The 26,324-nt window shown below is 72.1% G+C and carries 22 protein-coding genes and 1 pseudogene; 10 read left to right on the top strand and 13 right to left on the bottom strand.

Translation table 11 applies throughout. The features are described from left to right. Positions 1-413 precede the first annotated feature (413 nt). Positions 414-2,078 carry a chromosomal replication initiator protein DnaA gene (gene dnaA / locus B2P18_RS03010; RefSeq protein WP_286955787.1) on the bottom strand — a complete coding sequence of 555 codons (1,665 nt, stop codon included), beginning with the start codon at positions 2,076-2,078 and terminating at the stop codon, positions 414-416. A gap of 547 nt (positions 2,079-2,625) precedes the next feature. Between dnaA and rpmH the strand changes: the two genes are divergently transcribed. The 8 genes from rpmH to B2P18_RS02970 all read left to right on the top strand — a co-directional run bounded on the left by rpmH (position 2,626) and on the right by B2P18_RS02970 (position 9,905). After that, the gene (gene rpmH / locus B2P18_RS03005; protein WP_013885212.1) at positions 2,626-2,763 is read left to right on the top strand and encodes a 50S ribosomal protein L34; all 138 of its coding nucleotides are present in this window, start codon (positions 2,626-2,628) and stop codon (positions 2,761-2,763) included. 13 nt (positions 2,764-2,776) lie between these two features. Then, a complete protein-coding gene (gene rnpA / locus B2P18_RS03000; RefSeq protein ID WP_286955786.1) occupies positions 2,777-3,136 on the top strand; it encodes a ribonuclease P protein component in 360 nt (119 codons plus the stop codon). Continuing rightward, positions 3,136-3,411, top strand: a complete 276-nt coding sequence (gene yidD, locus B2P18_RS02995) for a membrane protein insertion efficiency factor YidD (protein WP_286955785.1) — start codon at positions 3,136-3,138, stop codon at positions 3,409-3,411. The genes rnpA and yidD overlap by 1 nt, the downstream gene beginning before the upstream one ends. Before the next feature lie 66 nt (positions 3,412-3,477). Continuing rightward, positions 3,478-4,545: a membrane protein insertase YidC gene (gene yidC, locus B2P18_RS02990; RefSeq protein ID WP_286955784.1), complete on the top strand. Its 1,068-nt coding sequence runs from the start codon at positions 3,478-3,480 to the stop codon at positions 4,543-4,545. 112 nt (positions 4,546-4,657) lie between these two features. Then, positions 4,658-5,362, top strand: coding sequence for a protein jag (locus tag B2P18_RS02985; protein ID WP_286955783.1), 705 nt, complete (start codon positions 4,658-4,660; stop codon positions 5,360-5,362). Then, positions 5,362-6,144 carry a 16S rRNA (guanine(527)-N(7))-methyltransferase RsmG gene (gene rsmG / locus B2P18_RS02980; RefSeq protein ID WP_286955782.1) on the top strand — a complete coding sequence of 261 codons (783 nt, stop codon included), beginning with the start codon at positions 5,362-5,364 and terminating at the stop codon, positions 6,142-6,144. The genes B2P18_RS02985 and rsmG overlap by 1 nt, the downstream gene beginning before the upstream one ends. Positions 6,145-7,797: 1,653 nt before the next feature. Beyond that, on the top strand, positions 7,798-8,778 hold the full coding sequence (locus tag B2P18_RS18745; protein ID WP_414630883.1) for a ParA family protein: 981 nt from the start codon (positions 7,798-7,800) through the stop codon (positions 8,776-8,778). Beyond that, on the top strand, positions 8,775-9,905 hold the full coding sequence (locus tag B2P18_RS02970) for a ParB/RepB/Spo0J family partition protein (RefSeq protein ID WP_286955781.1): 1,131 nt from the start codon (positions 8,775-8,777) through the stop codon (positions 9,903-9,905). Before B2P18_RS18745 ends, B2P18_RS02970 begins: the two co-directional genes overlap by 4 nt. A gap of 166 nt (positions 9,906-10,071) precedes the next feature. On the opposite strand, the gene B2P18_RS02965 is transcribed toward B2P18_RS02970, so the two are convergent. Next, the gene (locus B2P18_RS02965; protein WP_286955780.1) at positions 10,072-11,037 is read right to left on the bottom strand and encodes a D-alanine--D-alanine ligase family protein; all 966 of its coding nucleotides are present in this window, start codon (positions 11,035-11,037) and stop codon (positions 10,072-10,074) included. Further along, a complete protein-coding gene (locus tag B2P18_RS02960) occupies positions 11,034-12,344 on the bottom strand; it encodes a PLP-dependent aminotransferase family protein (protein ID WP_239262002.1) in 1,311 nt (436 codons plus the stop codon). Before B2P18_RS02960 ends, B2P18_RS02965 begins: the two co-directional genes overlap by 4 nt. Positions 12,345-12,491: 147 nt before the next feature. Here B2P18_RS02960 and B2P18_RS02955 point away from each other — a divergent pair, with 147 nt between their 5' ends. After that, positions 12,492-13,145, top strand: a complete 654-nt coding sequence (locus B2P18_RS02955) for a hypothetical protein (protein WP_239262000.1) — start codon at positions 12,492-12,494, stop codon at positions 13,143-13,145. 136 nt (positions 13,146-13,281) lie between these two features. On the opposite strand, the gene trxA is transcribed toward B2P18_RS02955, so the two are convergent. From trxA to B2P18_RS02915, 8 genes are all read right to left on the bottom strand, one after another. Continuing rightward, a complete protein-coding gene (gene trxA, locus B2P18_RS02950) occupies positions 13,282-13,611 on the bottom strand; it encodes a thioredoxin (protein WP_019286001.1) in 330 nt (109 codons plus the stop codon). 82 nt (positions 13,612-13,693) lie between these two features. Further along, the gene (gene trxB, locus B2P18_RS02945; protein WP_019286002.1) at positions 13,694-14,704 is read right to left on the bottom strand and encodes a thioredoxin-disulfide reductase; all 1,011 of its coding nucleotides are present in this window, start codon (positions 14,702-14,704) and stop codon (positions 13,694-13,696) included. Between the two features lie 168 nt (positions 14,705-14,872). Further along, positions 14,873-15,733: a hypothetical protein gene (locus B2P18_RS02940; protein WP_019286003.1), complete on the bottom strand. Its 861-nt coding sequence runs from the start codon at positions 15,731-15,733 to the stop codon at positions 14,873-14,875. A 190-nt stretch (positions 15,734-15,923) separates the two neighbouring features. After that, entirely contained in the window at positions 15,924-16,475 is a 552-nt protein-coding gene (gene sigM, locus B2P18_RS02935; RefSeq protein WP_019286004.1) for an RNA polymerase sigma factor SigM, read from the bottom strand. Between the two features lies 1 nt (position 16,476). Continuing rightward, positions 16,477-18,426, bottom strand: coding sequence for a hypothetical protein (locus B2P18_RS02930; RefSeq protein WP_286955779.1), 1,950 nt, complete (start codon positions 18,424-18,426; stop codon positions 16,477-16,479). A gap of 75 nt (positions 18,427-18,501) precedes the next feature. Next, the gene (gene murJ / locus B2P18_RS02925) at positions 18,502-20,175 is read right to left on the bottom strand and encodes a murein biosynthesis integral membrane protein MurJ (RefSeq protein WP_019286006.1); all 1,674 of its coding nucleotides are present in this window, start codon (positions 20,173-20,175) and stop codon (positions 18,502-18,504) included. Beyond that, positions 20,175-22,622 (bottom strand): DUF6049 family protein, encoded by a 2,448-nt coding sequence (locus B2P18_RS02920; protein ID WP_286955778.1) that lies wholly within the window; start codon positions 22,620-22,622, stop codon positions 20,175-20,177. The genes murJ and B2P18_RS02920 overlap by 1 nt, the downstream gene beginning before the upstream one ends. Then, positions 22,619-23,110 carry an NUDIX hydrolase gene (locus tag B2P18_RS02915; protein WP_034253333.1) on the bottom strand — a complete coding sequence of 164 codons (492 nt, stop codon included), beginning with the start codon at positions 23,108-23,110 and terminating at the stop codon, positions 22,619-22,621. Before B2P18_RS02915 ends, B2P18_RS02920 begins: the two co-directional genes overlap by 4 nt. A gap of 77 nt (positions 23,111-23,187) precedes the next feature. On the opposite strand from B2P18_RS02915, the gene B2P18_RS02910 reads away from it, so the two are divergent. Beyond that, positions 23,188-24,750: an HDIG domain-containing metalloprotein gene (locus tag B2P18_RS02910; protein WP_286955777.1), complete on the top strand. Its 1,563-nt coding sequence runs from the start codon at positions 23,188-23,190 to the stop codon at positions 24,748-24,750. Between the two features lie 177 nt (positions 24,751-24,927). Here the strand turns inward: B2P18_RS02910 and B2P18_RS02905 are convergent, their stop codons facing one another. Both B2P18_RS02905 and B2P18_RS02900 read right to left on the bottom strand, forming a co-directional pair. Further along, on the bottom strand, positions 24,928-25,602 hold the full coding sequence (locus tag B2P18_RS02905; protein WP_239264333.1) for a GOLPH3/VPS74 family protein: 675 nt from the start codon (positions 25,600-25,602) through the stop codon (positions 24,928-24,930). A 181-nt stretch (positions 25,603-25,783) separates the two neighbouring features. Beyond that, positions 25,784-26,324 (bottom strand): annotated as a pseudogene (locus B2P18_RS02900) (inositol-3-phosphate synthase); the annotation flags it as partial.

Below are 26,324 nucleotides of genomic sequence, written 5' to 3'. Positions count from 1 at the left end.
ACAACTCTCGTCTCCGCACGTCAGGGGCCGGACGGGCCTGTGTACTCCGTGTGGAGCGATCGGTGGACACACAACGTTGCCTGGGGACGACGGCGGGTTGTCCACATCCCGTCCACCGACGATGCCCGCTCGTCCCCAGGTGGAGTGGGGGGTTATGCCCGAGTTATCCACCGACGGCCCACAGGGCGTCCGGACCTGCCCGACATCACCCGGGTCAACACGGCCAGCGATCATCCACAGGGTTTTCCACAGCTGGGGATAGGCCGAGCGAGTGATCTTCTGGGACCGGGGGATTGACGCTGAGTAACACTTGTCGCTATATGCGTCACGATGCACAGGTCTGTGGACAACCCTGTGGACAGCCAGCTCCGCGGGATCCTCGCGGGCAGAGGGCGTCGGGCGGGACGCCCGTGTCAGCTGGGGTTGGACTTGATCCGGTTGGTCAGCTCGGTGACCTGGTTGTAGATCGCCCGACGCTCGCTCATGAGCTCTCGGATCTTGCGGTCGGCGTGCATCACGGTCGTGTGGTCGCGCCCACCGAACTGCTGGCCGATCTTGGGCAGCGACAGGTCGGTCAGCTCGCGGCAGAGGTACATCGCGATCTGGCGTGCGGTCACGAGCACCCGCGACCGGGAGGTGCCGCACAGGTCGTCGACCGTCAGACCGAAGTAGGACGCGGTCTGCGCCATGATCGTCGCGGGCGTGATCTGGTTGGTCTGGTCCGCGGGGATCAGGTCCTTGAGGACGACCTCGGCCAGGGTCATGTCGACGCCCTGGTGGTTGAGGCTCGCGAAGGCGGTGACGCGGATCAGGGCGCCCTCGAGCTCGCGGATGTTGGTCGAGATCTTGCTCGCGATGAACTCCAGCACGTCGTCCGGCGCGGTCATGCGCTCCTGGGCGGCCTTCTTGCGCAGGATCGCGATCCGGGTCTCGAGGTCCGGGGGCTGCACGTCGGTCAGCAGGCCCCACTCGAACCTGCTGCGCATCCGCTCCTCGAAGCCGGAGAGCAGCTTGGGCGCCACGTCGCTGGTGATCACGACCTGCTTGTTGGCGTTGTGCAGCGTGTTGAAGGTGTGGAAGAACTCCTCCTGCGTCTGCACCTTGCCCTGCAGGAACTGGATGTCGTCGATCATCAGGAAGTCGATGTCGCGGTAGCGCCGCTGGAAGTCGCTGGCCTTGTTGGCGCCGATCGAGTTGATGAAGTCGTTGGTGAACTCCTCCGAGTTCACGTACTTCACGCGGACGTTCGGATAGATCTGCTGGGCGTAGTGCCCGATCGCGTGGAGCAGGTGCGTCTTGCCCAGTCCCGAGCCGCCATAGATGAACAGCGGGTTGTAGGCCTTGGCCGGCGCCTCGGCGACCGCGATGGCGGCGGCGTGGGCGAACCGGTTGCTGGACCCGATGACGAAGGTGTCGAAGGTGTACTTGGGGTTGAGCTTGGCGTCGCGGCCGTCCTCCGGCACGAACGGCTTGCGGAACATCTCACGGATCCCGTCGCCCTCGGCGAGCAGCTCGCGGTCGTCGTCCGCGTCGTCGTCCTGAGCCCACCGTATGCCGGGGGCGTGGCCAGGACCGCCGTCGTGCCGGGCTGCCTCGGCATACGGCCGCTCCCCTCCGAACGAGGCGTCGGTGGACACGGGGCGCGGCACGCGCTCGTCGCGCACGAGGCGGGGCCCGTCGGTCGAGCGCGGGTCCGACTGGCGGCGGTCGCCGTCGTGGCGCACCGCGTCGGAGGACGTCACGACGTGCGGGACCTCGCCGGGCGAGCCGGGACGCTGCGTGCTGTCGTCGCGGTCCTCCGCCTCGGACAGCTCCAGCGAGCTGTCGACGGTGACCGCGAGGCGCACGTCGCGACCGAGCTGCTCCTGCAGCGCCGCGACCAGCTCGGTGCGGATGCGCTTCTCGACGATGTCGCGGGTGTAGTCGTTGGGGACGGCGATGAGCGCGGTCCCCTCGAGCAGACCGACGAGCCGGCTGAGCCGCAGGAAACCACGGTGCTGGGCAGAGATGCCGCCCGACTCGAGGGCGCGCAGCGTGTCTCGCCATACGCGGGGGACGTCCACCTGCGCGTCGGTCACGAAGTGCCTCGTTTCACGGTCTGCTGCTCGGCTGCGTGCCTGCTGGCACGACCTGGGGACGACGGGGCGTCCTGGCTGTGGATGACGCTGGATCGACGCTGGTGGCGCCGTGGTCCACACCTTTGTCCACAGGCTGTGGACAAGAGCATAAACAGGCGGGGCCGCGCCGACCGGAAGCCACCACGCTAACAACCCCCGTGTCTCGTCACAAAGGGAGCGGAGCGCCGGGCGGGTGAACGCCGACCGCCCCGGTCGGCGTGTCGTCGGATCCCGCCCCAGGCCATCGCCGATGCTGGAGACGTCGTGTGCCCTCGTCGGACCCGATGTCGCAGGAGACGGCGTCCGCGCAGCTGCGACGGTTTGACCGCTCTCGACCGGCTGACGTACCTTGGAGGACGGTCGGTTCGCGCCGACCCGTTTTGCATGCCGGTTGGCACCCGCTCGTCCGTCTCGTCATCGCGGGGCCGCGACCCGTCAGGCGTGCAGACCACCCGCCCAACGGGTCCACCACGAGTGGACCGCCCGACACCGTCAACGGAGTTGTCCCGTGAGCAAGCGCACCTTCCAGCCGAACAACCGTCGTCGCGCCAAGACGCACGGCTTCCGCCTCCGCATGCGCACCCGCGCCGGCCGCGCCATCCTGGCCGCCCGCCGTCGCAAGGGCCGCTCCGAGCTGTCCGCCTGAGAGCCGACCTCCCGTGCTGTCGGCGCAGCACCGCCTGCGCGACAGCGCGGACTTCGCCTCGACGGTGGGCGGACGGACGTCCGTCCGCTCGGGCAGCCCGCTGCTCGTGGTGCACACCAACCTGACCGACTCGCGTGCGGCCCAGCCGCCGCGGGTCGGTCTCGTCGTGTCTAAGGCCGTCGGTGGAGCGGTCGTGCGCAACCGAACCAAGCGTCGGCTGCGGCACGCGATGCGTGACCGGGTGGAGACCCTGCCCCGCGGCCTGGACGTGGTCGTCCGGGCCAACCCCCCGGCTGCCGAGGCGGACCACGCTCGGCTGGTCGCCGAGCTCGACCGGCTTCTCACCCGCTGCCTGACCAAGGTGCGTCCCTGATGGCCCCGGCATGGCACGCCGAGTGGCGGCGGCGCCCGGTCAAGGCCCTGGCCCTCGGTCTGATCCGCTTCTACCAGCTGTGGATCTCGCCGCTGACCCCGCCGTCGTGCCGGTTCTATCCCAGCTGCTCCGCCTACGCCATGACCGCGGTCCAGCGGTTCGGGCCGGTCAAGGGCACCTGGCTCGCTGCGCGTCGTCTCGGGCGATGCCATCCGTGGAACCCCGGCGGGGTCGACCACGTTCCCGAGAAGGACCCCCCTCCACGGACCCTCTGACGTCGCCTCGCGGGTGACCGCGGCCGGCCCACGACAGGGCAGACTGGACCCAGACCTGCACCACCCATGGCGGACGACCGCCTGAGCACAGAGGACGAGATGGACTTCTTCAGCACCTTGCTGCGGCCGATCGAGATCGCCGTCGCGTGGATCATGTACGGCTTCCACCAGCTGTTCACGACCATCGGCATGGACCCTGAGGGCGGTCTCACCTGGGGCCTGTCCATCGTCGGTCTCGTGGTGGTGATCCGGATCCTGATCACGCCGCTGTTCATCAAGCAGCTGCACGCCTCGCGCAAGATGACGCTGATCCAGCCGGAGCTGCAGAAGATCCAGGCGAAGTACAAGGGCAAGACCGACCCCGACTCCCGTCAGAAGATGACGGAAGAGACGATGGCCCTCTACAAGGACTCCGGCACCAACCCGTTCTCGTCCTGCCTGCCGATCCTGCTGCAGATGCCGATCTTCTTCGCGCTGTTCAACGTGCTCAACGGTCTCGGGTCGATCGCGAGCGGGGCTCGTGACGGTGTGGGACCCATCACGGCGGCCGTCGCCAGGCAGGCCGAGCTGTCGACCTTCGCCGGGGTGCAGCTCTCGGACAAGTTCATCGGCAGCGAGGACCTGGCGGCCAAGGCCATCACGGTGGCCCTGATCGTCCTGATGTCGATCACGCAGTTCACGTCGCAGCACCAGGCCATGACCAAGAACATGCCGGCGTCCGCCATGGACAACCCGATGTTCAAGCAGCAGAAGATCCTGCTCTACGTCATGCCGGTCGTCTTCGCCGTCTCGGGCATCAACTTCCCCATCGGTGTCCTCATCTACTGGCTGGTCACCAACCTGTGGTCGATGGGCCAGCAGTTCTACACCATCGGTCGTATGCCGACCCCCGGCTCCCCGGCCTACGAGCGTCTCGAGGCCAAGCGCAAGGCCCAGGGCAAGCCCATGCCGGGCGCCAGCAGCGTGACCCGAGGCACCAGCGCCGCCGCCACCGACACCGTGGACGGCGAGGTCACCTCTCCCCGACCGAGCGGGCAGCGCGTGCAGCCCAAGCGCAAGGGACGCAAGGGCACCGGTCCTGCAGGTGGGGCCGCGGGGGGAGCCTCCCGGGCCACCTCGGAGGGCACGGACTGACCGCGAGGTCACCGACCCCAGCAGCGCACCGACCAGCACCGACCAGCACCGACCGGCGCCTCCGGGACGACCCTCGTCCTACCGCCGGCCACGACGAGAAAGGCTGACCGCAATGAACACGAGCACCACCGAGGGCGTCGAGCCGCAGACGGACGGCGCCCCTGACCAGACGTCCCAGGCTGTCTCTGACACCCGGATCGAGCAGGCCGCGCAGGCCGAGCAGCGGGAGCATGGCCAGGACCAGGAGCATGGCCAGGACCAGGACCAGGACCGGACCGAGGACCAGGACCAGGACGCGGACCGGACCGAGGACCAGGGCCGCGAGCCTGGGCGCCGGTCCGGGGGACGGGTGGCCCTGCTGGAGCGCGAGGGCGAGGTCGCAGCCGACTTCCTCGAGACGCTGCTGGACATCGCTGACCTGGACGGCGACATCGACGTCGACGTGGACGGCGACCGTGCGTCCGTGGCGATCGTGGACTCCGACGAGGGCCGTGTCCCGCGCCGCCTGGTCGGCGACCAGGGCAAGGTCCTCGAGGCACTGCAGGAGCTCACGCGCCTCGCGGTGCAGGCCGAGACGGGCGAGCGCAGCCGCCTCATGCTGGACGTGGCGGGGCACCGCGCCTCGCGTCGTGACGAGCTCGTCGAGCTCGCCCGTGACGCCGTGCGCGAGGTCAAGGAGTCCGGCGAGGAGAAGGCCCTGGAGCCGATGACCGCGTTCGAGCGCAAGGTCGTCCACGACGAGGTCCTCGCGGCCGGGCTGAGCTCGGAGTCCGAGGGCACGGAGCCCCGGCGTCACGTCGTGGTCCTCCCGGCCTGATGACGCCCCAGCGCGACCAGCACGACCAGACTGACCACGACGGCGCCGCTCCCGACCTGGGGGCGGCGCTGCCGCGTGTGCCGGCCGCGGCCGAGGTCGTCTTCGGCGACCGCCTCCCCCTGGCGCAGGTGTTCGTCGAGGCCTTGGCCACCACCGGTGTGGCCCGCGGCCTCATCGGCCCCCGCGAGATCCCCCGCCTGTGGGAGCGGCACGTGCTCAACTGCGCTGTCGTGGCCGAGCTCGTCCCCCGGGGCGCCGCGATCGTCGACGTGGGGTCGGGTGCCGGACTGCCGGGGCTCGCCCTGGCGATCGCCTGCCCGGCGAGCGAGGTGCACCTCGTCGAGCCCCGGCGCCGGGCGACTGACTGGCTCACGGCCACCGCCTCCGCCCTCGGGCTCGACAACGTCATCGTCCACCAGGGTCGGGCCCAGGACGTGGTCGGCACCGTCGTCGCCCCGGTTGCGACGGCTCGCGCGGTGACGCGCATCGGCCAGCTGGCGCAGTGGTGCGCCCCACTCACGTCTGCCGGAGGGACCCTCCTGGCGCTGAAGGGCGCGAGCGTGGTCACCGAGCTGGAGGAGGACTCTGCGGCGCTGCGAGCGGCGCACGTGGTCGACCACGAGGTCTTGAGCTGCGGTGCCGAGATCCTGGAGACACCCACGACCGTCGCTCGCCTCTACCTGGCGGACGACCACGTGCCGGGGATCGCGATCGTGCCCGAGGGCTCCGGCCCCCGGCGTGGGCGAGCCGGCAAGGGACGCCGCCGGGCGTCCAGCTCCTAGCCCGGTCTCGGTCCGTCGGTCACGAACGGCCGCCGCGGCGTCGGCGCCGGCCTCGCACCTGGGTGGTTCGTCCCCCCGGACTCGTCGTCCGGTCCCGGGCCCGGTCTCGTCGTCCGTCCGGGTCTCGTTGTTCGTTCCCCGTCTTGAGCTGCAGCCCCTGACGGGGCATGGCGGCCCAGAGCGTCACTGCTACACCAGGCGGGCCATTCATCTGTGAGGCCGAGGCTGGAATCCAGTGGGGTCGGTGGCTGGCCCAGAGCACGTTTCACGTGAAACAGATGTCGGCCACGTGGGAACGGGCTTGGACGTCGACTGGGAGCTGACGGAGCGATAGAGGACTGGGTGAGATTCGCAGTCTTGTTTCACGTGGAACGTGTCCCTCACCGATCCGGGACAAAGCGTCCGACGCCGCGCGGCGACACGTGACGAGGCTCGTCCGACGGGGCGTCTAGAGTGGGCGCTTGGCATCATCGAGCGGCACGAGGAGTAGGTGTGAGCGTCACGACCGGGTTGGGTTGGCCCGACCTGCACCTGTTGGCAGGTGGTGGTTCGGGGTTGGGTTGGCCGTCACCTGTTTCACGTGAAACGGCTCGCGTCGAGTCGCGCGGCCGCGCGAACGTCGAGATCCACGAGATGGCCATGGTGGGGGATGACGGCACCGACGTCACAGACATCAACGCGGCCGGAGAGGTCCCCGAGGCTGAAGCCGGGTCTGATGACGGCCCGGCTGACGGCCTGGGTTCTGGGGTCCCCGATGCTGAGCCCGCCGGTGTTGAGGCCGTCGGTGCTGAGCTCGCCGACAGTGAGCTCGTCAGCGCTGAGCCCGCCGGTGCTGAGCCCGCCAGTAGTGAGCTCGTCAGCGCTGAGGTCAGCGGCGCCGAGCTGCGCGAGGCGACCGAGGGAGTGTGCTCCTCGGGGCCGGGCAACGAGGGTGCAGATCCGGCTGCCGGAACTGACGCCGATGCCGGGCCCGACGCCGTTGGCGATGGCGATGGCGTTGACGATGGGCTTGAGCGCGACGACACCGCTGAGGGTGCTCTGGTCGAGCCGTCGCTCGTACCCGCTGGCTCTGACCGCTCGACGGATGCCGGGGAGGCGCTCGGTGCGATGGAGGCCACCGAGGATGCTCGCGCCCGAGGCGTCGAGTGCTCCGGGGCTGGTGTGGACGTGACCGAGGCCGTCGATCCTGGGGCGCAGCGGGCCCAGGCGTCGGCACCGGTGGCCGCGAGCCCCACCTCCGTGGCTGGTGAGGGGGTCGGTGAGGGGGTGGGTGACGGACTGGGGTCGGTCGCCCAGTCCTGGAGCCAGGACCTGCCGGGCAAGGACTATCAGCCCGAGCAGCGCCTTCGCGCCAGCCGCGCGAGGGGCGCCGAGGCCGCCGCGAACGCCGACGTGCAGAGCCGCTTCTTGGGGGCCGCCCCCCATGACGACCGCAAGAGTCGCCTGGCATCCGCGTGGGAGGAGCCGGCGAACCGGCAGGTGGCGGATGCTGCCCTGTTCGGCAACACGGCTGAGGCTGCTCGGGACGAGCTCGCCGAGGTGGCTGCTGCTGTCACGAGCGACGACCCTGTTTCACGTGGAACGGGCAACGAGAGCGGCGATGTCGACGTCGTGGAGACCTTCCGTCAGCAGGAAGACAAGGACCAGGACGCCATGACCGACCTCCAGACCACGCCCACGACGGCAGCCGCCGCCGCACCGGCACCCGTCACTACCCCGCCGACCGCGTACCCCGAGACCACTTCCGCACGGGCGAGCGCGCCGGCCGCGGCGACAACGCCCGCCGGCCGCGCGCAGACCGAGGGTGAGGCCCTCCCGGCACCACGGCGCACCCGCGTCATGACGGTGGCCAACCAGAAGGGTGGCGTCGGCAAGACGACGACCACGGTCAACGTCGCGGCAGCCCTCGCCAAGGCCGGCCTGCGCGTGCTGGTCCTGGACCTGGACCCCCAGGGCAACGCCTCGACCGCGCTCGGTATCCCGCACCACGCCGAGGTGCCCAGCGTCTACGACGTCCTCGTCGACGGTGCGCCGATGCGCGACGTCGTCCAGTCCTGCCCCGACGTGCCCAACCTGCTGTGCGCTCCCGCCACGATCGACCTCGCCGGCGCCGAGATCGAGCTCGTCTCCCTCGTCGCGCGCGAGATGCGCCTGGGTCGTGCGCTGACCGCCTACCTGCGCGACCAGGAGGACCGCGACGAGCGGATCGACTACGTGCTCATCGACTGCCCGCCCAGCCTCGGGCTCCTCACGATCAACGCCTTCGTGGCGGCCGAGGAAGTCTTCATCCCGATCCAGTGCGAGTACTACGCGCTCGAGGGGCTGTCGCAGCTGCTCAAGAACATCGAGCTGATCAAGGCGCACCTCAACCCGTCGCTGCACGTCTCGACGATCCTGCTGACGATGTATGACGGGCGCACCCGGCTCTCGGCGCAGGTCGCCGACGAGGTGCGCCGCCACTTCGGGCAGCAGGTCATCCGGTCGACGGTCCCGCGCTCGGTGCGGATCTCGGAGGCACCCAGCCACGGGCAGACCGTCATGACCTACGACCCGACGAGCAGTGGTGCTCTGTCCTATGCCGCCGCGGCGGTCGAGATCGCACGGCAGGGTGCCGGCGAGGGAGGTATCCGATGAGTGAGAAGCGACGCGGCCTCGGACGCGGACTCGGGGCGCTGATCCCGCAGGCTCCTGCCGGGGACCGCCCGATCGACGTCTTCTTCCGGGACGCCGAGCCGGCGAAGCCCGCCACGGACGTGGCCACCGCCGACTCGGTGACGCCGGAGCAGCAGCCCCCCAGCCCCCTCGGCGACGACCTGCGCGGCCTCGGCTACGGTCGACGACCGCTCGACGCGGGGCTCATCGCCTCGGTCACCTCCGAGGGTGCGATGGCGTCCGAGGGCGGGCTCCAGCAGGTCCCCGGCGCGACCTACGCCGAGGTGCCGGTCGACGCGATCCAACCCAACGCCAAGCAGCCGCGCACCGTCTTCGACGAGGACGACATGGCCGAGCTGGTGTACAGCGTCACCGAGCTGGGCGTCCTGCAGCCCATCGTCGTGCGTCCCCTGCGCGGGGCACCCTCGGCCGACCACCCGCGGGCCGAGTACGAGCTGATCATGGGCGAGCGTCGCTGGCGGGCGACGCAGCGGGCGGGGCTCGCCACCGTGCCTGCGATCGTTCGCAACACCGACGACGACGAGATGCTCCGGCACGCCCTGTTGGAGAACCTCCACCGCTCCGAGCTCAACCCCCTCGAGGAGGCCGCCGCCTACCAGCAGCTGCTCGAGGACTTCGGCTGCACGCACGACGAGCTGGCGGGCAAGCTGGGGCGTTCGCGTCCCCAGATCTCCAACACGATCCGCCTGCTCCGGCTCCCGCCCCTGGTCGCGCGCCGTGTCGCCGCGGGCGTCCTCAGCGCCGGTCACGCACGGGCGCTGCTGGGCCTCGACGACGCCGCTGCCATGGAGCGGCTGGCCCAGCGCATCGTCGCCGAGGGGCTGTCGGTCCGCTCGGTCGAGGAGATCGTCTCGCTCGGCGGCGACGGATCGTCCGAGCCCACGGCGCGGGCACCACGCAACCACGAGCCGCAGCCGGAGCTCGACGAGGTCGCCACGTCCCTGTCCGACCGCTTCGACACCCGGGTCCAGGTCACCATGGGCCGCCGCAAGGGCAAGCTCACGGTCGAGTTCGCGTCGGTCGACGACCTCCAGCGGATCCTCGCCCTGATGGGTCAAGAAGGCGGCCTGGACTCGTCCGGGGTCTGATCCGACGGCAGCCACCCCGGCCACCCGGCCTCGTCGAGGGGACGCATGAGCGCGGGGAGGCCGAACGCCCGCCGCCTCGCACCAGGTGCGAGACGGCGGGCGCTCTAGTCGGGGCTAGCAGGCGCTAGGCGGATCTATGCATGTCTAGGATTCTGTGAGAGCGATTCTAAGCGTCGTCGCGGGCCGCGCGATGCTCCGCGATGACGCGTTCCGCGAGGTCGGCATACACGTCGGCGGCCTCCAGGCCGGCTCCCGCGATGGCCAACGGGACCTGGCTGGTCTCGGTGAGGCCGGGAGAGACGCTGCACTCGAGGAACCACGGGGTGCCCTCGGCGTCGACGATGAGGTCGGTGCGGGACAGGTGGCGGTGGTCGAGGACCCGGTGCGCGGTGAGGGCCGCCTGCAGCGACGCCTCGGTGGCCTCCGGGGAGAGCCGCGCGGGGGTGAAGTACTCCGTCTCGCCCGCGTTGTACATGTGGTCGTAGTCGAAGACCCCGTCGACCGGGCAGATCTCGACCGGCGGCAGGGCCCGCAGCTCGCCGTCCGCCTGCTCGATGACCGTCACCGACACCTCCGTCCCCTCGACGACGTGCTCGACGAGCGCGAGGTCGTCATAGGCATAGGCGTCCACCAGGGCCGCGCCCAGGTCCGTCGCCGTCCGGGCCACGTGGAACCCGAGGGCCGAGCCACCACGAGCGGGCTTGACCGCGAGCGGGAGGCCCAGGTCGCGGGCGAGACGCTCGAGGACGGCCCCGGCGCCGATCTGGCGGAAGGTGCTGTGGGCGACCGCCACGTGCGCGGGGGTCGCGACGCCGGCCCGCGCCACCAGACCCTTGGCGATGGGCTTGTCCCACGCCATGCGCGAGGACGGACCCCGCGGCCCGACGAAGGCAAGACCCAGGTGCTGCAGCACATCTCGCAACGACCCGTTCTCACCGGGTGATCCGTGGAGCGTCGGCCACACGAGGTCGGGCTGCAGAGAGTCGATGGTGCCCAGCAGGTTTCGATCGAGATCGGCGATGGTGACCTGGAAACCCTTGGAGCGCAACGCTTCCGCGAGCCGGCGGCCCGATCGGACGGACACCTCACGCTCGTGCGAGAGGCCACCTGCGAGGACGAGGACAGAGGTCATGACACATCCGGTGAGGGGAGGAGGACTCGGCGAGCCCCGGAGCGGGTGGAATCGTCATACGGCCCGAAGGTGTCGAGCAGCTCCTGCTCGCGCTCGACGACGGTCGCGAAGCGGCGCACGCCCTCGTGGATCCGCTCGGAGGTGGGGTAGGAGAAGTTGAGGCGGGCGTTGCGGCGTCCCGTCCCGTCGGCGTAGAAGCCGGTCCCCGGTGCGTATGCGACGAGCTCCTTGACCGCCAGCGGCAGCATGGCCTTGGTGTCGAGGCCCTCGGGCAGCTCGATCCAGAAGAAGAGGCCGCCCCGGGGGAGGTTCCAGCGGGCCTGCGGCAGCAGCGATCTCAGCGCGTCCGCCATCGCGTCGCGACGCTCCTGGTAGAGCGCGCGATAGCTCGCGGTCTGGGCCTGCCAGTCGATCTCGGACAGGTAGCGCGACGCCACCGCCTGGGTGAACGCGCTCGGGCACAGGATCGCGGCCTCGTTGGCGAGGACGAGCTTCTCGCGGACGGCGTGCGGAGCCACGGCCCAGCCGACGCGCAGACCCGCGGCAAAGATCTTGGAGAAGGTCCCGAGATAGATCACGCCGTCCTCGTCCATGGACTTCAGCGCCGGGTAGGTCCGCCCCTCGAACCCGAGCAGGCCGTAGGGGTTGTCCTCGACCACGAGGATGCCGTGACGGCGACAGATCTCGAGCACCCGCGGTCGACGCTCGTCGGACAGCGCCGTGCCGGCGGGGTTCTGGAAGGTCGGGACGGTGTAGAGGAACTTGATCCGGCGGCCCTCGGTCTCGAGCCGGGTGATGTGCTCCTCGAGCGCCTCGGGGACGAGACCGTCGGCGTCGCAGGGCACGTGCACCACGTCCGCCTCGTAGGCCGCGAAGACCCCGAGAGCGCCGACGTAGGAAGGGGACTCGGCGATCACGACGTCGCGCGGGTCGAGGAACACGCGGGCCACGAGGTCGAGCGCCTGCTGGGACCCGGTCGTCATGACGATGTCGTCGGGGTGGGCGTCGATCCCCTCGAGCGCCATGACCTCCAGCAGCTGGTCGCGCAGCCGCTCGTCGCCCTGGCCCGAGGAGTACTGCAGCGCCGTGAGCCCCTGGTCGTGCAGCAGCCGCTGCACCGTGTCCCCGACCAGGTCCATGGGCAGGGCGCCGATGTTCGGCATACCCCCGGCCAGGGAGACCACCTCCGGGCGGGAGGCGACGGCGAACAGGGCGCGGATCTCGGAGACCTTCATCCCGGCGGTGCGTGCGGCATAGGACTCGATCCAGGGATCCAGCCGTGAGCCAACGGGATGCTGGTCGGTCATGCGCGCTCCTTCGTCGTGGGCCGGGCACGGCGAGCGGCATCGGCCCGTAGCCTGGGACCAGGGTGAGGTCTGCATCCTCGCACGACCACCCGAGGCGGCGTCGTAGTGTCCGGGCGCGCCGGGCCCCGAGCAGGGAGGATCTGTGCCATGACCGGTCGTCAGGTGGTCCCGCTGACGGCCGCGACCACGGACCTGCTGCGTCCGTCCTGTCGCGGCTGCGTGCGCTGGCTGCGCGACCCGGTCGAGGCGCACGAGGACTCGCCGCGGCACTCGGGCCCGAGGCTGCGGTCGTGGGCCGAGGCGGTGACCCGTGAGTGGGGTCCGCCCGGTCTGCTCGTGCGCCAGGACGGGCGCACCGTCGCGCACGTCGTCGTGGCGCCCCCGTCGCTGGTGCCGCGCGCGGCCCTGCCGGCGACGGCCCCCGTCTCGGAGGACGCCGTGCTCCTTCTGTCCCTGTCGTCGAGCAGCCGAGCGTTCACCAAGGTCGCCGTCCAGTCGCTCGGCCGGGAGCTCCTCCGGCGCCGGGTCCGGGCCGTCGAGGCGTATGGCGGGCCCGCCGTGGTCCCGGGGTGCCTGTCACCAGCGGCGGTGACCCGGAGCGACCTGCCGTGGCCGCCGCCGGACGTGTGCCGGGTGCCGACCACGCTGCTGACCGGTGTGGGCTTCACGGTCGTGCGCGAGCACCCGACGTGCCCCCGGCTCCGCCTCGACCTGCGCTCCGCAGCCACGGTCCGCGAGGACGTCACCGCTGCAGTGCGGTCGTGGTTGTCGGACCGCGCCACGGCCCCGGCCGCGACGTGAGGCGGCCGTGCACGACGGCCCCGGCCGCGACGTGAGGCGGCCGTGCACGACGACGCCCGCCACGACCTGAGGTCGGGCGGGCGTCGGGGGGTGCTGGTGGCTGGCGTGCGGCTCCAGCGGGCGTGCGGGTGTCGGCTCAGCCGATGTAGTCCGCGAGCTCCTTGAGGATGCGGGGCTTCGGCTGCGCGCCGACGATCGACTTCACGACCTCGCCACCGACGTAGACGTTGATGGTCGGCAGACCGGTCACGCCGTACTTCGCGGTGGTCTGGGGGTTCTCGTCGGCGTTGAGCTTGACGACGTCGATCTTGTCGGCATAGGTGCCGGCGATCTCGTCGAGGACCGGCGAGATCTGGCGGCACGGACCGCACCAGGACGCCCAGAAGTCCACGAGGACGGGCTTGGGGTTCTGCAGGACGTCCTGGTCGAACGTCGCGTCGGTCGTGTCCTTGGTGTTGGCACCCATGAGGGCTCCTCCTTGGTCGGGATGGTCGAGGTGGTGGTGGTGCAGGCAAGCAGACGAGCAGGTGTGCAGACGAGCAGGCGGGTCAGCGGGCCATCGCGGTGGCCTGCGGCTCGGCGGTCAGCGACGCGTCGGTCGCCGGTGCGCCGGCCTCGTCGCGGGCCGCGAGGTAGCGTTCGGCGTCGAGGGCCGCGGCGCACCCGGAGCCGGCGGCGGTGATCGCCTGGCGGTAGGTGTGGTCGACGAGGTCGCCGCAGGCGAAGACGCCGGGCAGGTTGGTGGCCGTGCCCGCCTGGGTGAGGACATAGCCCTCGTCGTCCAGGTCGACGACACCCTTGACGAGCTCGTTGCGCGGCTCGTGGCCGATCGCCACGAACACGGCCGAGGTCTCGAGCACGCGCTCCTCGCCGGTGACGGTGTCGCGCAGGGTCACGGACTCGACCTTGGTGTCGCCGTTGATGGAGGCGACACCGGAGTTCCAGGCGAAGCTGATCTTGTCGTTGGCCATGGCGCGGTCGGCCATGATCTTGGAGGCACGCAGCTCGTCGCGGCGGTGCACGATCGTGACGCTCTCGCCGAACCGCGTGAGGAAGGTCGCCTCCTCGATGGCCGAGTCGCCGCCACCGACGACCACGATCGGCTTGTTGCGGAAGAACGCGCCGTCGCAGGTGGCGCACCACGAGACGCCGCGGCCGGACAGCCGCTTCTCGTCCGGGAGGCCCAGCTCGCGGTAGGCCGATCCCATCGCCAGGATGACGGCGTGGGCGCGGTGCTCGTTGCCCTCGCCGTCCGTGACGACCTTGATGTCGCCGGTCAGGTCCACGGCGGTGACGTCGTCGCGGACCAGCTCGGCGCCGAAGCGCTCGGCCTGCGCCCGCATGTTGTCCATGAGGTCCGGGCCCATGATGCCGTCGCGGAACCCGGGGAAGTTCTCGACGTCGGTGGTGTTCATCAGGGCGCCGCCGGCGGTGACCGAGCCCTCGAAGACGAGCGGCTCGAGGTTGGCGCGGGCTGCGTAGACGGCGGCGGTGTAGCCCGCCGGGCCGGAGCCGACGATGATGACGTTGCGGACGTCGCTGGTCATGAGGTCCTTCATCCCTGGGTGGTGTGGACGTCGGCCGAGCCGACTCGGCGCCCGGGCGACGAGACGCGGTGGGTGCGAGACCCACTGTCCCATCGCAGGGCGCACGGGCGGAAACCGTGCGGGCGGCGTGTTCATTCCACCCGCCCGTCACGTGGACGTTTCACGTGGAACGTGCGGCGCTCAGGGGGTGATGGCCTGGGTGAGGAGCGTCGCGCCCGTCGGGCCGCAGGGCATCGCCGCGACGTAGACCCCGACCTGACGCCGGTCAGCGCCCTGCTGGGCGGCGATCACGACGGCCGGGCGGCCGTCATACGTGGTGATCTCGGCCGCGACCCGGCCGGTGGTGGTGCCGCCGAGGGCGCCGAGGCACTCGCGGACCCCGGCGGGGGTGCCGATGGGGCCGACCGTGGGCTGCTCGACGGTGTGCGGGGTGGCCGGGCTCCAGCGCTGCCGGAGGAGGTCCTGGCCGTATGCCGCCAGCCCGGCCCCACCGACCGCGAGGGGACCGGCGGCGAGCCGGATCTGGACGTCCGGGTCAGTGACGTCACCGGTGCCCTGACCGCTCTGCTGCTGCCCCTGCTGCTCGCCCTGCTGGCCGGGGGCGGACGACGCCGCGCTCGCGCTGCCCACGGCGCTGGAGGCGGAGCTGTTGGGCCCCGAGCCGAGGTTGGCGACGGCGGTGCTCAGGTCACCCCCGGAGGCCTGGATGAAGGAGGTCGCCGCGATCCCGAACACGGTGACGGCCGCGGCAGCAGAGGCGACGAGGCCGAACATCCGCCGGCCGGAGGGCCGCCGGGTGGCCGGGTGCAGCGGGACGACGACCGCGATCGGGCCGTGCTCGTCGGCACGCGGGATGGGAGCGGGGTCGTGCCCGGAGGCCGTCAGACGGGCGCGCGACTCGGCCTCGAGCGAGGCGGTGATGCGGGCCACGAGGTCGCCGGGCATGGGACCGGGGTCGGGCAGGGAGCCGAGCAGGTCGCGCACACCCGTGGGGTCGTGGTCGCCGTCACCGGATGCGTGCGACGATCGGGTCGCGGTCATCTCCGGACACCTCCCGGGGCGGTCGAGGGGGCTGCGTCGTGGTCCGACTCGTCGGGTGCCACGACCTGGTGCGGGCGCAGGGACGCGTGGACCCTCAGGAACCTGGGCGTACCTGCACCATGTGTAGGACGTGCCGTGGGCGGCGTTGGTTCCCGGCGGTCGCGGAGGCGGACCGCTGACGTGGGGGCGCTCATGTGCCCGCTCGTCGCAGCCCGAGGATCTCGGCCATCGCGGCCCGGCCACGGGCGCACCGGGACTTGATGGTGCCCTCCGCGACGTCGAGGACCTGGGCGGCCTCGGCGACGCTGAGGCCCTGCATGTCGACCAGGACCAGCGCCAGTCGTTGTCCCTCGGGGAGCTTGGCGAGGGCCTGCCGGACGTCGAGCTGGACCTCGAGCGAGGCATGCTCGTCGCGGCCGTCCGCGAGGTCGTACTCCGGCAGCTCGGAGGTCGGCCGGACGCGTCGCAGCCGGTCGAGGCAGGCGTTGACCACGATGCGGTGCAGCCAGGTGGTGACGGCGGCCTCGCCGCGGTAGGACGCCGACCGACGGAACGCGGCGATGAAGGCGTCCTGCACGGCGTCGGCTGCCAGCTCCCGGTCGGAGCAGGTGCGCATGGCCACGGCCCACATGCGGTCGCGGTGCCGGCGGTAGAGCTCGCCGAAGGCGTGGGGGTCCCCGTCGTTGTGCGCCGCCATGAGCGCGCGGTCGTCGGCCGCGGCGAGGTCGAGGACGGCGCTCATCTCAGGACAGGCTGATCTCGGAGAGCGCGGCGTAGTTGCCGCCGAACATCCTCGGGCTGTTGGTGAACCACACGACGATGTAGGGGCGCTTGCCCTGGCCCGCCGGCACCGTGATCGTGACCTCGCCCTTGGCGCCCTTGGCGGTGCCCAGCACGGCTGCGCCGTCCTTGGTCGGGGTGTCGCTGCCGTAGACGGTGAGGTCCTCGCCGGCCGAGTTGGGCAGCGTGAGCTTGATCTGGGACACGTCCGAGTGGGCGTCCCCGAGGTAGACGGCGAGGCCGACCCCCGACTTGAGGTTGCCGAACGTGTCGGTCTTGTAGCGCTGGCTGCGCCAGTAGGTCGCCGTGTCCCCGTCGTGGACGTTGCCGACCGTGTCGTTGTTCTCCGCGTGGTCCTGGCCCTCGGGGTCGTATGCCGTCACGCCCACCACGGCGATCGGGGCTCCCGGTGCTCGGGTGGGGGCCGCCGGCTTGGTCGTCACGGTGCCGTCGGCGCCCTGGGTGATGGTGACCGCCGGCGCCGTCACGGTGTAGGTGCGGCCGACCGGAGGCGCGTCGAGCTGGCGCTGGATGTTGTTGACCATGGACATGACGCCGACGACGCCGAGCACCAGGCCCAGCACCACGAGGGCGGCGAGCAGCGCCAGGACGAAGTTGGCCTGACGTCGCGAGGGGGTGCCGGTGGGCACGTCGTTGACGAAGATCGGGGCGACGGGCTCGGCGCGGCGGGGGCGCTCGTCCGCCAGCGTCGACAGGGGCACGCGGGCGGGCTGGGTCTCGAGGCGCCGCGTCTCACGCTCGCGGCGACGGTCCTCGGCCCGCCGGGAGGCGCCGTCGACCAGGTCGCCGACCCGCCGGGCAGCCGCCTTGGCCCCGGCCGCGGTGGCCCCGGCGGCGGCGATCGCGGCGGCCTCGGCGCGGGAGGGCACGTGCTCGACGTCCTTGCGCAGGTCGTCCGCGAGGCGGTGGGGCGTGCTGCCGGTTGCCGCCCCTGCGCCTCCAGCACCGCCCATCACCCCGGCCGTGCTCGCGACCCCTGAGCTGCTCGCGGCGTCGGCGGGGCTCGTGGTGCCTGAGGTGTCGCTCGTGGCTGCGGTGACCGGGCCGGAGCGGTCGCCGGCGGACGGGTCCGAGGTGGGTGGATCCGCGGGAAAGCGGTCGGAGGTGTCGGTGGGGCCGGGTGACGGCGCGAGGAGCGTGGCCGGGCGCAGCGCATCGGCGACGGCACCGGGGTCCTGCGGCCGGCCGTCAGTCCCGCGAGCGCGGCCGAGGGCGCGCCGGACCAGGTCCTCGATGTCGTGCGGGACGGCGGCGACGAGCTCGGACGGCGGGGCCGGTGCGCCGGCCACGACGGGGGTCGCCTGCAGCGAGGTCGCGTCCTTGCCGGGCCAGGTGGCGGTGGTCGCCGCGTGCAGGAGGGCCGCGAGGCCGAGCGCGTCGGTGCGGGACGCGGCCTGGTCGCTGTCGCCGTCGCGCCCGAGGAGCGCGGCCTGGACGGCCAGCCCCCGCAGCCGGACGCTGCCGTCGCGGCCGCGGAGAACGTCGTCGGGGGTCAGGGCGAGGTGGTGCAGGCCCCGGCCGCGGGCCCGGTCGAGGACCTCGGCCACCTCGAGCACGATCCGACGCGCCTCGGGGGCCGGGAGGCCGCCGTCCCGCAGCAGCTCGGTGAGGGTGCTGCCCTCAACCTCCGCCTCGACGACGTGGACCAGGTCGCCCTCGCGACCGGCGTCGAGGATCGGCAGGAGGCGGGGGTCGGTGAGCGCGGACGCGCGGCGGGCGGCGTCCAGAGCGGCCTCGGCGGCTGGGTCGTCGGCGTCGAGCACGGTCACGACGACGCGGCGACCGAAGGTCGTGTCGTCGGCCTCCCACCGCTCCACGCGGTCCGTGCGCTCGAGACGCTGCCGCAGGTGGTAGCGCCCCCCGATCGACGTGCCCGGTCCGACTGCCGGCATCCGTCACTCCCTCTCGTCGTCCTGCGTGACCCGCATCGCGTCCCCCTGGGGCTGGCCGGTCGTGCTCATCGCATCCTAGGCGCTGGGGGCGGCTCCGGTCCGGCGACGCAGCCGCGCGGCGACCGGTCCGAGCAGGTCGTCCACCTCGCGGATGTGAAAGACGCGGGCGAGGCCGAGGAAGGCCAGGACGAACAGGCCGCCGCCGACGAGCAGCTGCACGAGGTGGTCGATGCGGGAGGTGCCGAGCAGCTCGGACAGCCCGACCACCGCACCCCACGTCGCGAGGGCGGCGAGGGCGGAGACGAGCACCAGTCGGACGTGCAGGCGCAGCACGTGCCGCAGGGGCAGGCCGCCGACGCGGCGCTGGGCGATGACCACGAAGGCCACCGCTGCCGCGAGGTTGCCCAGGGTCTGGCCGGCCGCGATCAGGGCGACGACGTGGTCACGGGGTCCGACGAGCGCCAGCAGCGCGAGCGTGATCTGGATCGAGGTGAGCAGGATCTGGAGGTGCAGGTTGGTGCGACCGTCCTCGAGGGCGAAGAAGAAGCGCTGCTGCAGGGTGGTCCAGCCGAACGGGATCAGGCCCAGGATCATGATCGCGAAGACGAGGGCCGTCTCGCTGAGGGCGTCCCCGCTGACCCGGGGCACCATCGCCATGCCCGGGACCGCCAGCGGGATCGCCGCGGCCGTGATGGGGACGAGGGCCACGGACGGCAGGGTCAGACCACGGGTCAGCAGGCGGCGCAGGTCGCCGGTCGCACTGTCGTGGGCCGCGCGCGACATCCTCGGGTAGATGGCCGTCAGGATCGACGTGGTGATGATCCCGTGCGGGAGCATGAAGACGAGGAAGGCGAGCTGGTAGACGGTGATGCCCGCGACCTGCCGGCCGTCGTGCTGGGCCCAGCCGGCGACGGTGTTCATGACGGCGGCGCAGGCGTAGCCGCCCAGCTGTGCCACGACGAGGGCGGCGAACGCCCAGCCCGCCATCGTGGAGGCCGACCGGAAGCCGTAGCCGCGGAAGCCCCAGCGGGGACGCCAGCGGAAGCCGCTCGCGCGCAGGTCGGGGACCAGCGCGAGGGCCTGCAGCGCGATGCCGGCGGTGCTCGTGCCCGCCAGCAGCCAGACCATCTCGGGGGTCCACGCGTCCGGGGGTGCCGCGTGCGCGTAGCGCTGGAGGAAGACGGCCATGCCCGCGATCTGCACGAGGTTGGCGAGCACGGGCGTCCACATGAACGACGCGTAGCGCCCCCGCGCGTTGAGGACCTGGCCGAGGACGGCATACAGGCCGTAGAAGAAGATCTGCGGCAGGCAGATGATCGCGAACGCCGTCGCGAGCTCGCGCGTGGCGGGAGAGATGCGGTAGATCGTGACGAGCGGGGAGGCGAGCAGCGTCGCCAGCACCGTCACGACCAGGATGGCGCCGATGCAGATGGTCAGCAGGCGGTCGATGACCTCCTGGCCGCCGTCCTCCCGCTTCATCGCCTTGGTGATCTGGGGGATGAGCACCGCGGTGAGCAGGCCGCCGGACAGCAGCATGTAGATGATGTTGGGCAGCTGGTTGGCGGTGTTGAACGCGTCGGCCGTCGCGCCGGTCACGCCCAGGCAGGCCACCAGCATGAGCTGCCGGACGAGGCCGAGGGGGCGCGAGACGATCGAGCCCGCGGCCATGAGGGCGCTGGCCCGACGGACGCTCTGCTCCTGGACCACGCCGTCCCCGGGTGGGGGTGCGCCGTGCCGTGTGCTGCTCATCAGGAGTCCTTGTCGCTGCTGTCGGGTCGGTCAGCGCCGCCAGGTCGGTCGCCCCCGGCAGGGCGGGTGGCGCCGAGCACGGCGTCGGCCACCGCCTCGTGGTCGCCGAGCTCGCGCTCGGCGCGGGTGGGGCCACGACGCAGGGAGCGGGCGAGGCCGAGCACGAGGATCAGGCCGACGATACCGGCGACGAGGGCGAACACCCACACGCTGGTCGGGCGGACGTTCATGTCCACGGTGGTCGCCGAGCCCAGGGCCACGCCGTCCGGTGTGGACAGGCGCGCCTCCAGGGGGACGGTGCCGGCGCCGAGCGCCGTGACCTCGACCTGGATGGTCGTGCGGCTGCCCGCGGCGATGGTGAGCGTCTTGGTGCTCTGCGTGACCCGCAGCTTGGGACTGCCGGGGACCAGCTCGAGACGGACGTCGTGGACGGCATACGGGAGGGTGTTGTTGACGGTGATCTGGATGGTGCCGGAGTCCGCCAGGAAGTTGATCGTGCTCGGGCGCACCTGCACCCCGTGGGCCGCGGCGTCGATGGATCCGTCGACCGCCCCTCGCAGCTGCGTCCAGGCCTGGGAACCACCCCGCCACCGGGCCGAGGTCAGCTGCTGGATCGCGGCGGTCCAGGCCCGGGCGCCGGGGGCGTCGGCCGGCAGGATGCGGCGCAACCCGTTGACCGTCGCGAGGTCCGACTCGAGCTCGTCCACCGCCGGGCCGTCCAGCGGAGAGGCGGGGCGCGAGGGCTCGGTGGTCGTGGCGACACTCTGGCTGCCCTGGATCCCCTGCCTGGCCTGAGCGCCCTGCCCCAGGATGCTGCTCACGTCGACCTGCCGCAGCCACGGCGCCGAGGCCGTGGCCGACCAGAGCCGCCGCAGCGCCGGTCCGGACAGGGCGGTGCGGCGCGGGACGGCCACCAGCGCCGTGCGGCGCGTGCCGGGGAGCTCGCCGAGCAGCGTGAGCGACTGGCCGAGGAACTCCTGCACCATCTGGGTGTCCGAGGACGAGGGGTCGCCCGCGGTGACCTCGCTGAGGCGCTCGTCGTAGGCGAGCAGCGGCGTGCCGTCCGGGCTGCGCTGCGCGGCTCCCGGCGTGGTCTGACGCTGCGGGGCCACCGCGTCGGTGGACACCACGGCGGCCGTGGGGGCCGAGCCACCGGTGGTGCGGGTCCACGCGGTGGTCCGTCCCTCGGCCCAGGAGCCGTCGGCCGGCCAGGCGATCGAGTCGGTGACGGAGCGCCCGACGGCCCTGGTGAGGGGATTGGTGCCCGCGGGCCACACGACGGCACTGAGCGACGGATCGGGCCCGGCGCGGAGCAGCGCGGCGGTGTCGGGGTCCCCGACGGGCAGCGACCAGACGGGCTGGTCGTCCCCGAGCGCCTCGAGGCGGGCGGTGAGCGCGTCCGCGTCGGTCCTGGCGGCGGCCAACGGATCGCTCGGCGAGGTGGGCGTCTGCGCGGGGGCGGAAGGGGTCGCGGGCGTGGACGACGGTGATGCCGACGACGCCGACGACCCCGCCGACGCCGTGGAGCTGCCGGTGGGCGGGCTCGCGGGGGAGGTCGAGCCTCCCCCAGCAGGGGTCGTGGTAGCAGGGGTCGTGGCTGCTGACGCGGCGCCCGAGACCGTGGGGGACGTGCTCGGGGAGGTCGTGGCCGCAGGCGTCTGCGGGGTCGCGGTCACGGGGCCACCGGTGGCGCTCGGGGGCGTCAGGACGGCCGGGTCGACCATCCAGGTCACGGGTGTGCCGACCGCGGCGTCCAGGCGCTGCCGCAGGAGGCCACCCGTGCCGACGGTCTGCGACCAGGCCTGCCCCACCTCGTCGACGCTGCCGGCGAACAGGTCGCGCCGGGCCGGGAGGGTGAGGGGAGCGATCCAGGCGAGGCGGAGGGGCTCGTACTCCTGGTTGGCGCCGACCCAGGGCAGCACGGATCGGGCCAGGGCCACGCGGTCGCTGCCGCTGCGCACCTCGACGGCGAGCGGGTAGGTCCCGAACGGCGTGCCGCGTCGCAGGGCTGCGCGGGGCACGGTCAGCGTGACCGACGTCGTGCCCTGGGCGGGGACCCCTGCGGCGATGGGTTGGCTCACCACCTCGCGCGTGGCCAGGGAGCGGGGCTGGGCGTCGTGCAGCCACGCGGACAGCGCCTGTCGTTGGGAGAAGGGCGTGCCGCCCAGCAGCACGCGGGCGGACAGCGGCCCGCTCGCCCCAGAGCTCGTGGACGTCACCGTCACCCGGACCGTGACGTCCTGGTCGGGGCGGACGACCGCCGGGGAGAGCTCCTCGAGCCGGACCGTGAGCCCGGGCACCGCCGCGCCGGGGCGGGCTGCGGGTGCGGGTGCGGGGGCTGCGGCGACGGAGCGATCCGGCGTTGCGGCGGCCGCCCCCGGCATACCGCCGAGCAGGGAGAAGGCGGCGACAGCCGCCGCGCCGGCGCGAGCCAGCCGACCGGTCACCGGTCCCCCGCGAGGCGCTGCCAGGCTGCCGCGGCGATGCGCCTCTCGTTGGGAAAGGTCAGCTCGGTCGTGTTGTCGCCCAGGCGCACCCAGGCGACGTCGATCGCCTCGGCGTCGGGGTCGTTCTCGATCGTCAGGTGCCCACCGAGCGCCTCGAGGAGGTAGTGGTGGACGACCTTGTGGACGCGGGAGGCCGAGGTGGTGAACCAGTAGTCGATGGACCCCAGGGAGGCGATGACCCGCCCCTCGATGCCGGTCTCCTCCGCCACCTCGCGGACCGCGGTCTCCTCGAGCGTCTCGGTGCCCTCGATGTGGCCCTTGGGCAGGCACCACTCGACGCGGCCGGCCCGGTTGCGGCGCGCGATGATCGCCAGCTCCGCCAGACCCCGCTCGACCCGCACGATCACACCACCCGCCGAGACCTCCTCCACCGCAGGCAGTCGACGCGGGAAGCGCGCTGCCGGGCTGGTCGGATGGGGAGTGGTCACCTGAGCACTCTAACGAGACCTGCTGCAGTCGGTCGCGGTGCCACGTCGGCCCCCTCGGTCTTCTAAGGTGGGGAACTGTGCCTGGAACCACCCACCCCACCACCGACGAGCTGCTCGCCGCCGCGGCGCGTCGGCTCGCGCCCGTCACCGGCCTCCTGACCGAGCTGGGCGAGAGGTTCGGGGGCGCCGGGCACGAGCTGGCCCTCGTCGGCGGCCCGGTTCGTGACGCGCTCCTCGGCCGCGACTCCGTGGACCTCGACCTCACGACCGACGCCCGCCCCGAGGAGACCGAGCGGCTGCTCCGGGGCTGGGGCGACGCGCTGTGGGACGTCGGGCGGGCATTCGGCACCATCGGGGCGCGCAAGGACGGCTGGCAGGTCGAGATCACGACCTACCGCAAGGACGCCTACGACCGCACCAGCCGCAAGCCCGAGGTGTCCTACGGCGACCGGCTCGAGGACGACCTCGTCCGTCGCGACTTCACCGTCAACGCGATGGCGCTGCGGCTGCCCGACCTGACATTCGTCGACCCGCACGACGGCCTCGGCGACCTCGCGCGTGGCCTGCTGCGCACGCCGGGAACGCCGGCCGAGTCCTTCGGCGACGACCCGCTGCGGATGATGCGGTCGGCGCGCTTCGTGTCCCAGCTGGGCCTGACCCTCGACCCCGCGGTCGAGGCCGCCCTGCGCGAGCGGGCCGGGTCGCTCGAGATGATCTCGGCCGAGCGGATCCGGGACGAGCTGGTCAAGCTGATCCTCACCCCCGACCCCCGCCCCGGTCTCGAGGTGCTCACCGACACCGGCCTCGCCGACGTGATGCTGCCCGAGCTGTCCGGGATGCGGCTCACGGTCGACGAGCACAACCGGCACAAGGACGTCTACGAGCACTCGCTGACCGTGCTGGCGCAGGCCATCGACCTCGAGCTCCCCTCGCGGCCGCTGCCGTCGGCTGGGGACGAGTCGTCGCCGAGCGAGGCGTCGGCGAGCGAGACGTCGGAGCAGCCGGGGTCGGCGGCCCCGGCCGACGGCGGGCCCGTCATACGGCCCGACCTGGTCCTGCGACTCGCAGCGCTGCTGCACGACATCGGCAAGCCCGCCACGCGCCGGTTCGAGCCGGACGGGGGCGTGTCCTTCCACCACCACGAGCTCGTGGGCGCCCGTATGGCGACCAAGCGGCTCAAGGCACTGCGCTTCGACAAGGACACGACCAAGGCCGTGTCACGGCTGATCGAGCTGCACCTGCGCTTCCACGGGTACGGCGACGGCGAGTGGACCGACTCGGCGGTGCGACGCTATGTCACCGACGCCGGGCCGCTGCTCTCGCGCCTGCACCTGCTCACGCGCGCCGACTGCACGACGCGCAACGTCCGCAAGGCCGCCCGGCTGCGACGCAGCTATGACAGCCTCGAGCAGCGCATCGAGCGGCTGCAGGAGCAGGAGGAGCTCGCCGCTGTCCGCCCCGAGCTCGACGGCAACGAGATCGCCGAGGTGCTGAGGATCCGGCCCGGACCCGTGCTCGGACGGGCCTACAAGCACCTGCTCGCCGTCCGCCTCGACGAGGGGATGATCGGGCGCGAGGAGGCGGCGATGCGCCTCAAGGAGTGGTGGGCCACCCAGCCCGAGTCAGGCTCGTCCGACTAGCTCCGCCCTCAAGGTCGCGTGCCGACTCCGTCGTCGCGCGCGCCCTCTCGTGTCAGCGCTGTGCGTGTGGACGAGCTTCCTCATGGTCGCGTGCCGACTCCGTCGTCACGCGCGCCCTCTCGTGTCAGCGCTGTGCTGGTGGACGAGCTTCCTCATGGTCGCGTGCCGACTCCGTCGTCACGCGCGCCCTTTCGTCAGCTCGTCGATAGCGGCGAGGACGCGACCGCACGGCCCGTGCACGTCCGTCAGCGACCGCACCTCCAGCGCCGTCTGCAGCGCGCGCTCGCGGTCGTCCTCGAGCTCGGGCATGGCCACGGTCAGGGCGCCGATCGCGTGGAGCAGACCGATGAGGTGCCGCGCGCGGTCGTCGGGCTCGGCGTCGTGCAGCAGCACGTCCGCCAGGTGCGTGCGCACGGAGTCCTCGTGGCTGCTGTCGACCGCCACCCAGGTCGTGCTGGGGATCATCGACTGCCGGGTGGGTGCCTCGCGCCGCAGCACGCCCTTGGCCTCGAGGTCACGGTGCAGCACCGGATAGAGCGAGCGACCCATGATCGGCAGGACGTTGCTGAGCTTGCGCCCCTGCATCCCGCGGAAGGTCTCGAGCGCCCCGTCCAGCACGGGATCGGCGTCGTGGGTCATCTCGTCGTCGATGACGAGGCGGCCCGCCTGGATCGGCTCGCCCAGCGACCCGACCACGTGCTCGTCCTCGTCGACGACCCGCACGCGCTCGATCGCCCCCAGCTCGCTGAGAGCGCCCCCGGCCACGGCCAGGTCCAGCACGCGCTCGGGCACGCTCATCCGGCCCGTCTCGTCGTCGGTGAGCAGGAGCAGGAGTTCCTCGGCCAGCTGCATGGCTCGACCGTAGACCCCAGCTGGCGCCCGCGCGACCCCTCGCGCCGGTGCCACGCGGTCAACGAGACCACCGCCACAGGACGCTGCGGAAACCTGGGCACCGTGATCGCGGAAACCTGGGCACCGTCCTCGGTGCCCAGGTCTCCGCGATCTCTCCGGCAGCGCCACGCGGGCCCTGTCGTCAGCGCGGCTCGGACCCGGCGATGAAGGCCTCGAGCTTCTCCCGCCCCTCGTCATCGGGACGCTGCTCGGGCGGCGACTTCATCAGGTAGGCCGCCGGCGACAGCAGCGGTCCCCCGATCCCCCTGTCGAGGGCGATCTTGGCGGCGCGGATGGCGTCGATGATGATGCCGGCGGAGTTGGGGGAGTCCCAGACCTCGAGCTTGTACTCCAGGTTGAGCGGCACGTCGCCGAACGCACGGCCCTCCAGGCGCACGTAGGCCCACTTGCGGTCGTCCAGCCACGCGACGTAGTCCGAGGGCCCGATGTGGACGTTGCGGTCGTCGGTCTTGCCCGCCAGCGAGCCGTGCAGGTTGGAGGTGACGGCCTGGGTCTTGCTGACCTTCTTGGACTCCAGGCGCTCGCGCTCGAGCATGTTCTTGAAGTCCATGTTGCCGCCGACGTTGAGCTGGTAGGTGCGGTCCAGCGCGACGCCGCGGTCCTCGAACAGCTTGGCCATGACGCGGTGGGTGATGGTGGCGCCGACCTGCGACTTGATGTCG

Source organism: Arsenicicoccus sp. UBA2120 (assembly GCF_002330965.1).
In the GTDB taxonomy this organism is placed as follows: Bacteria; Actinomycetota; Actinomycetes; order Actinomycetales; family Dermatophilaceae; genus Arsenicicoccus; species Arsenicicoccus bolidensis.
Note: the sequence above shows the minus strand (reverse complement) of the source record. Positions and strands in the feature narration are given on the sequence as shown.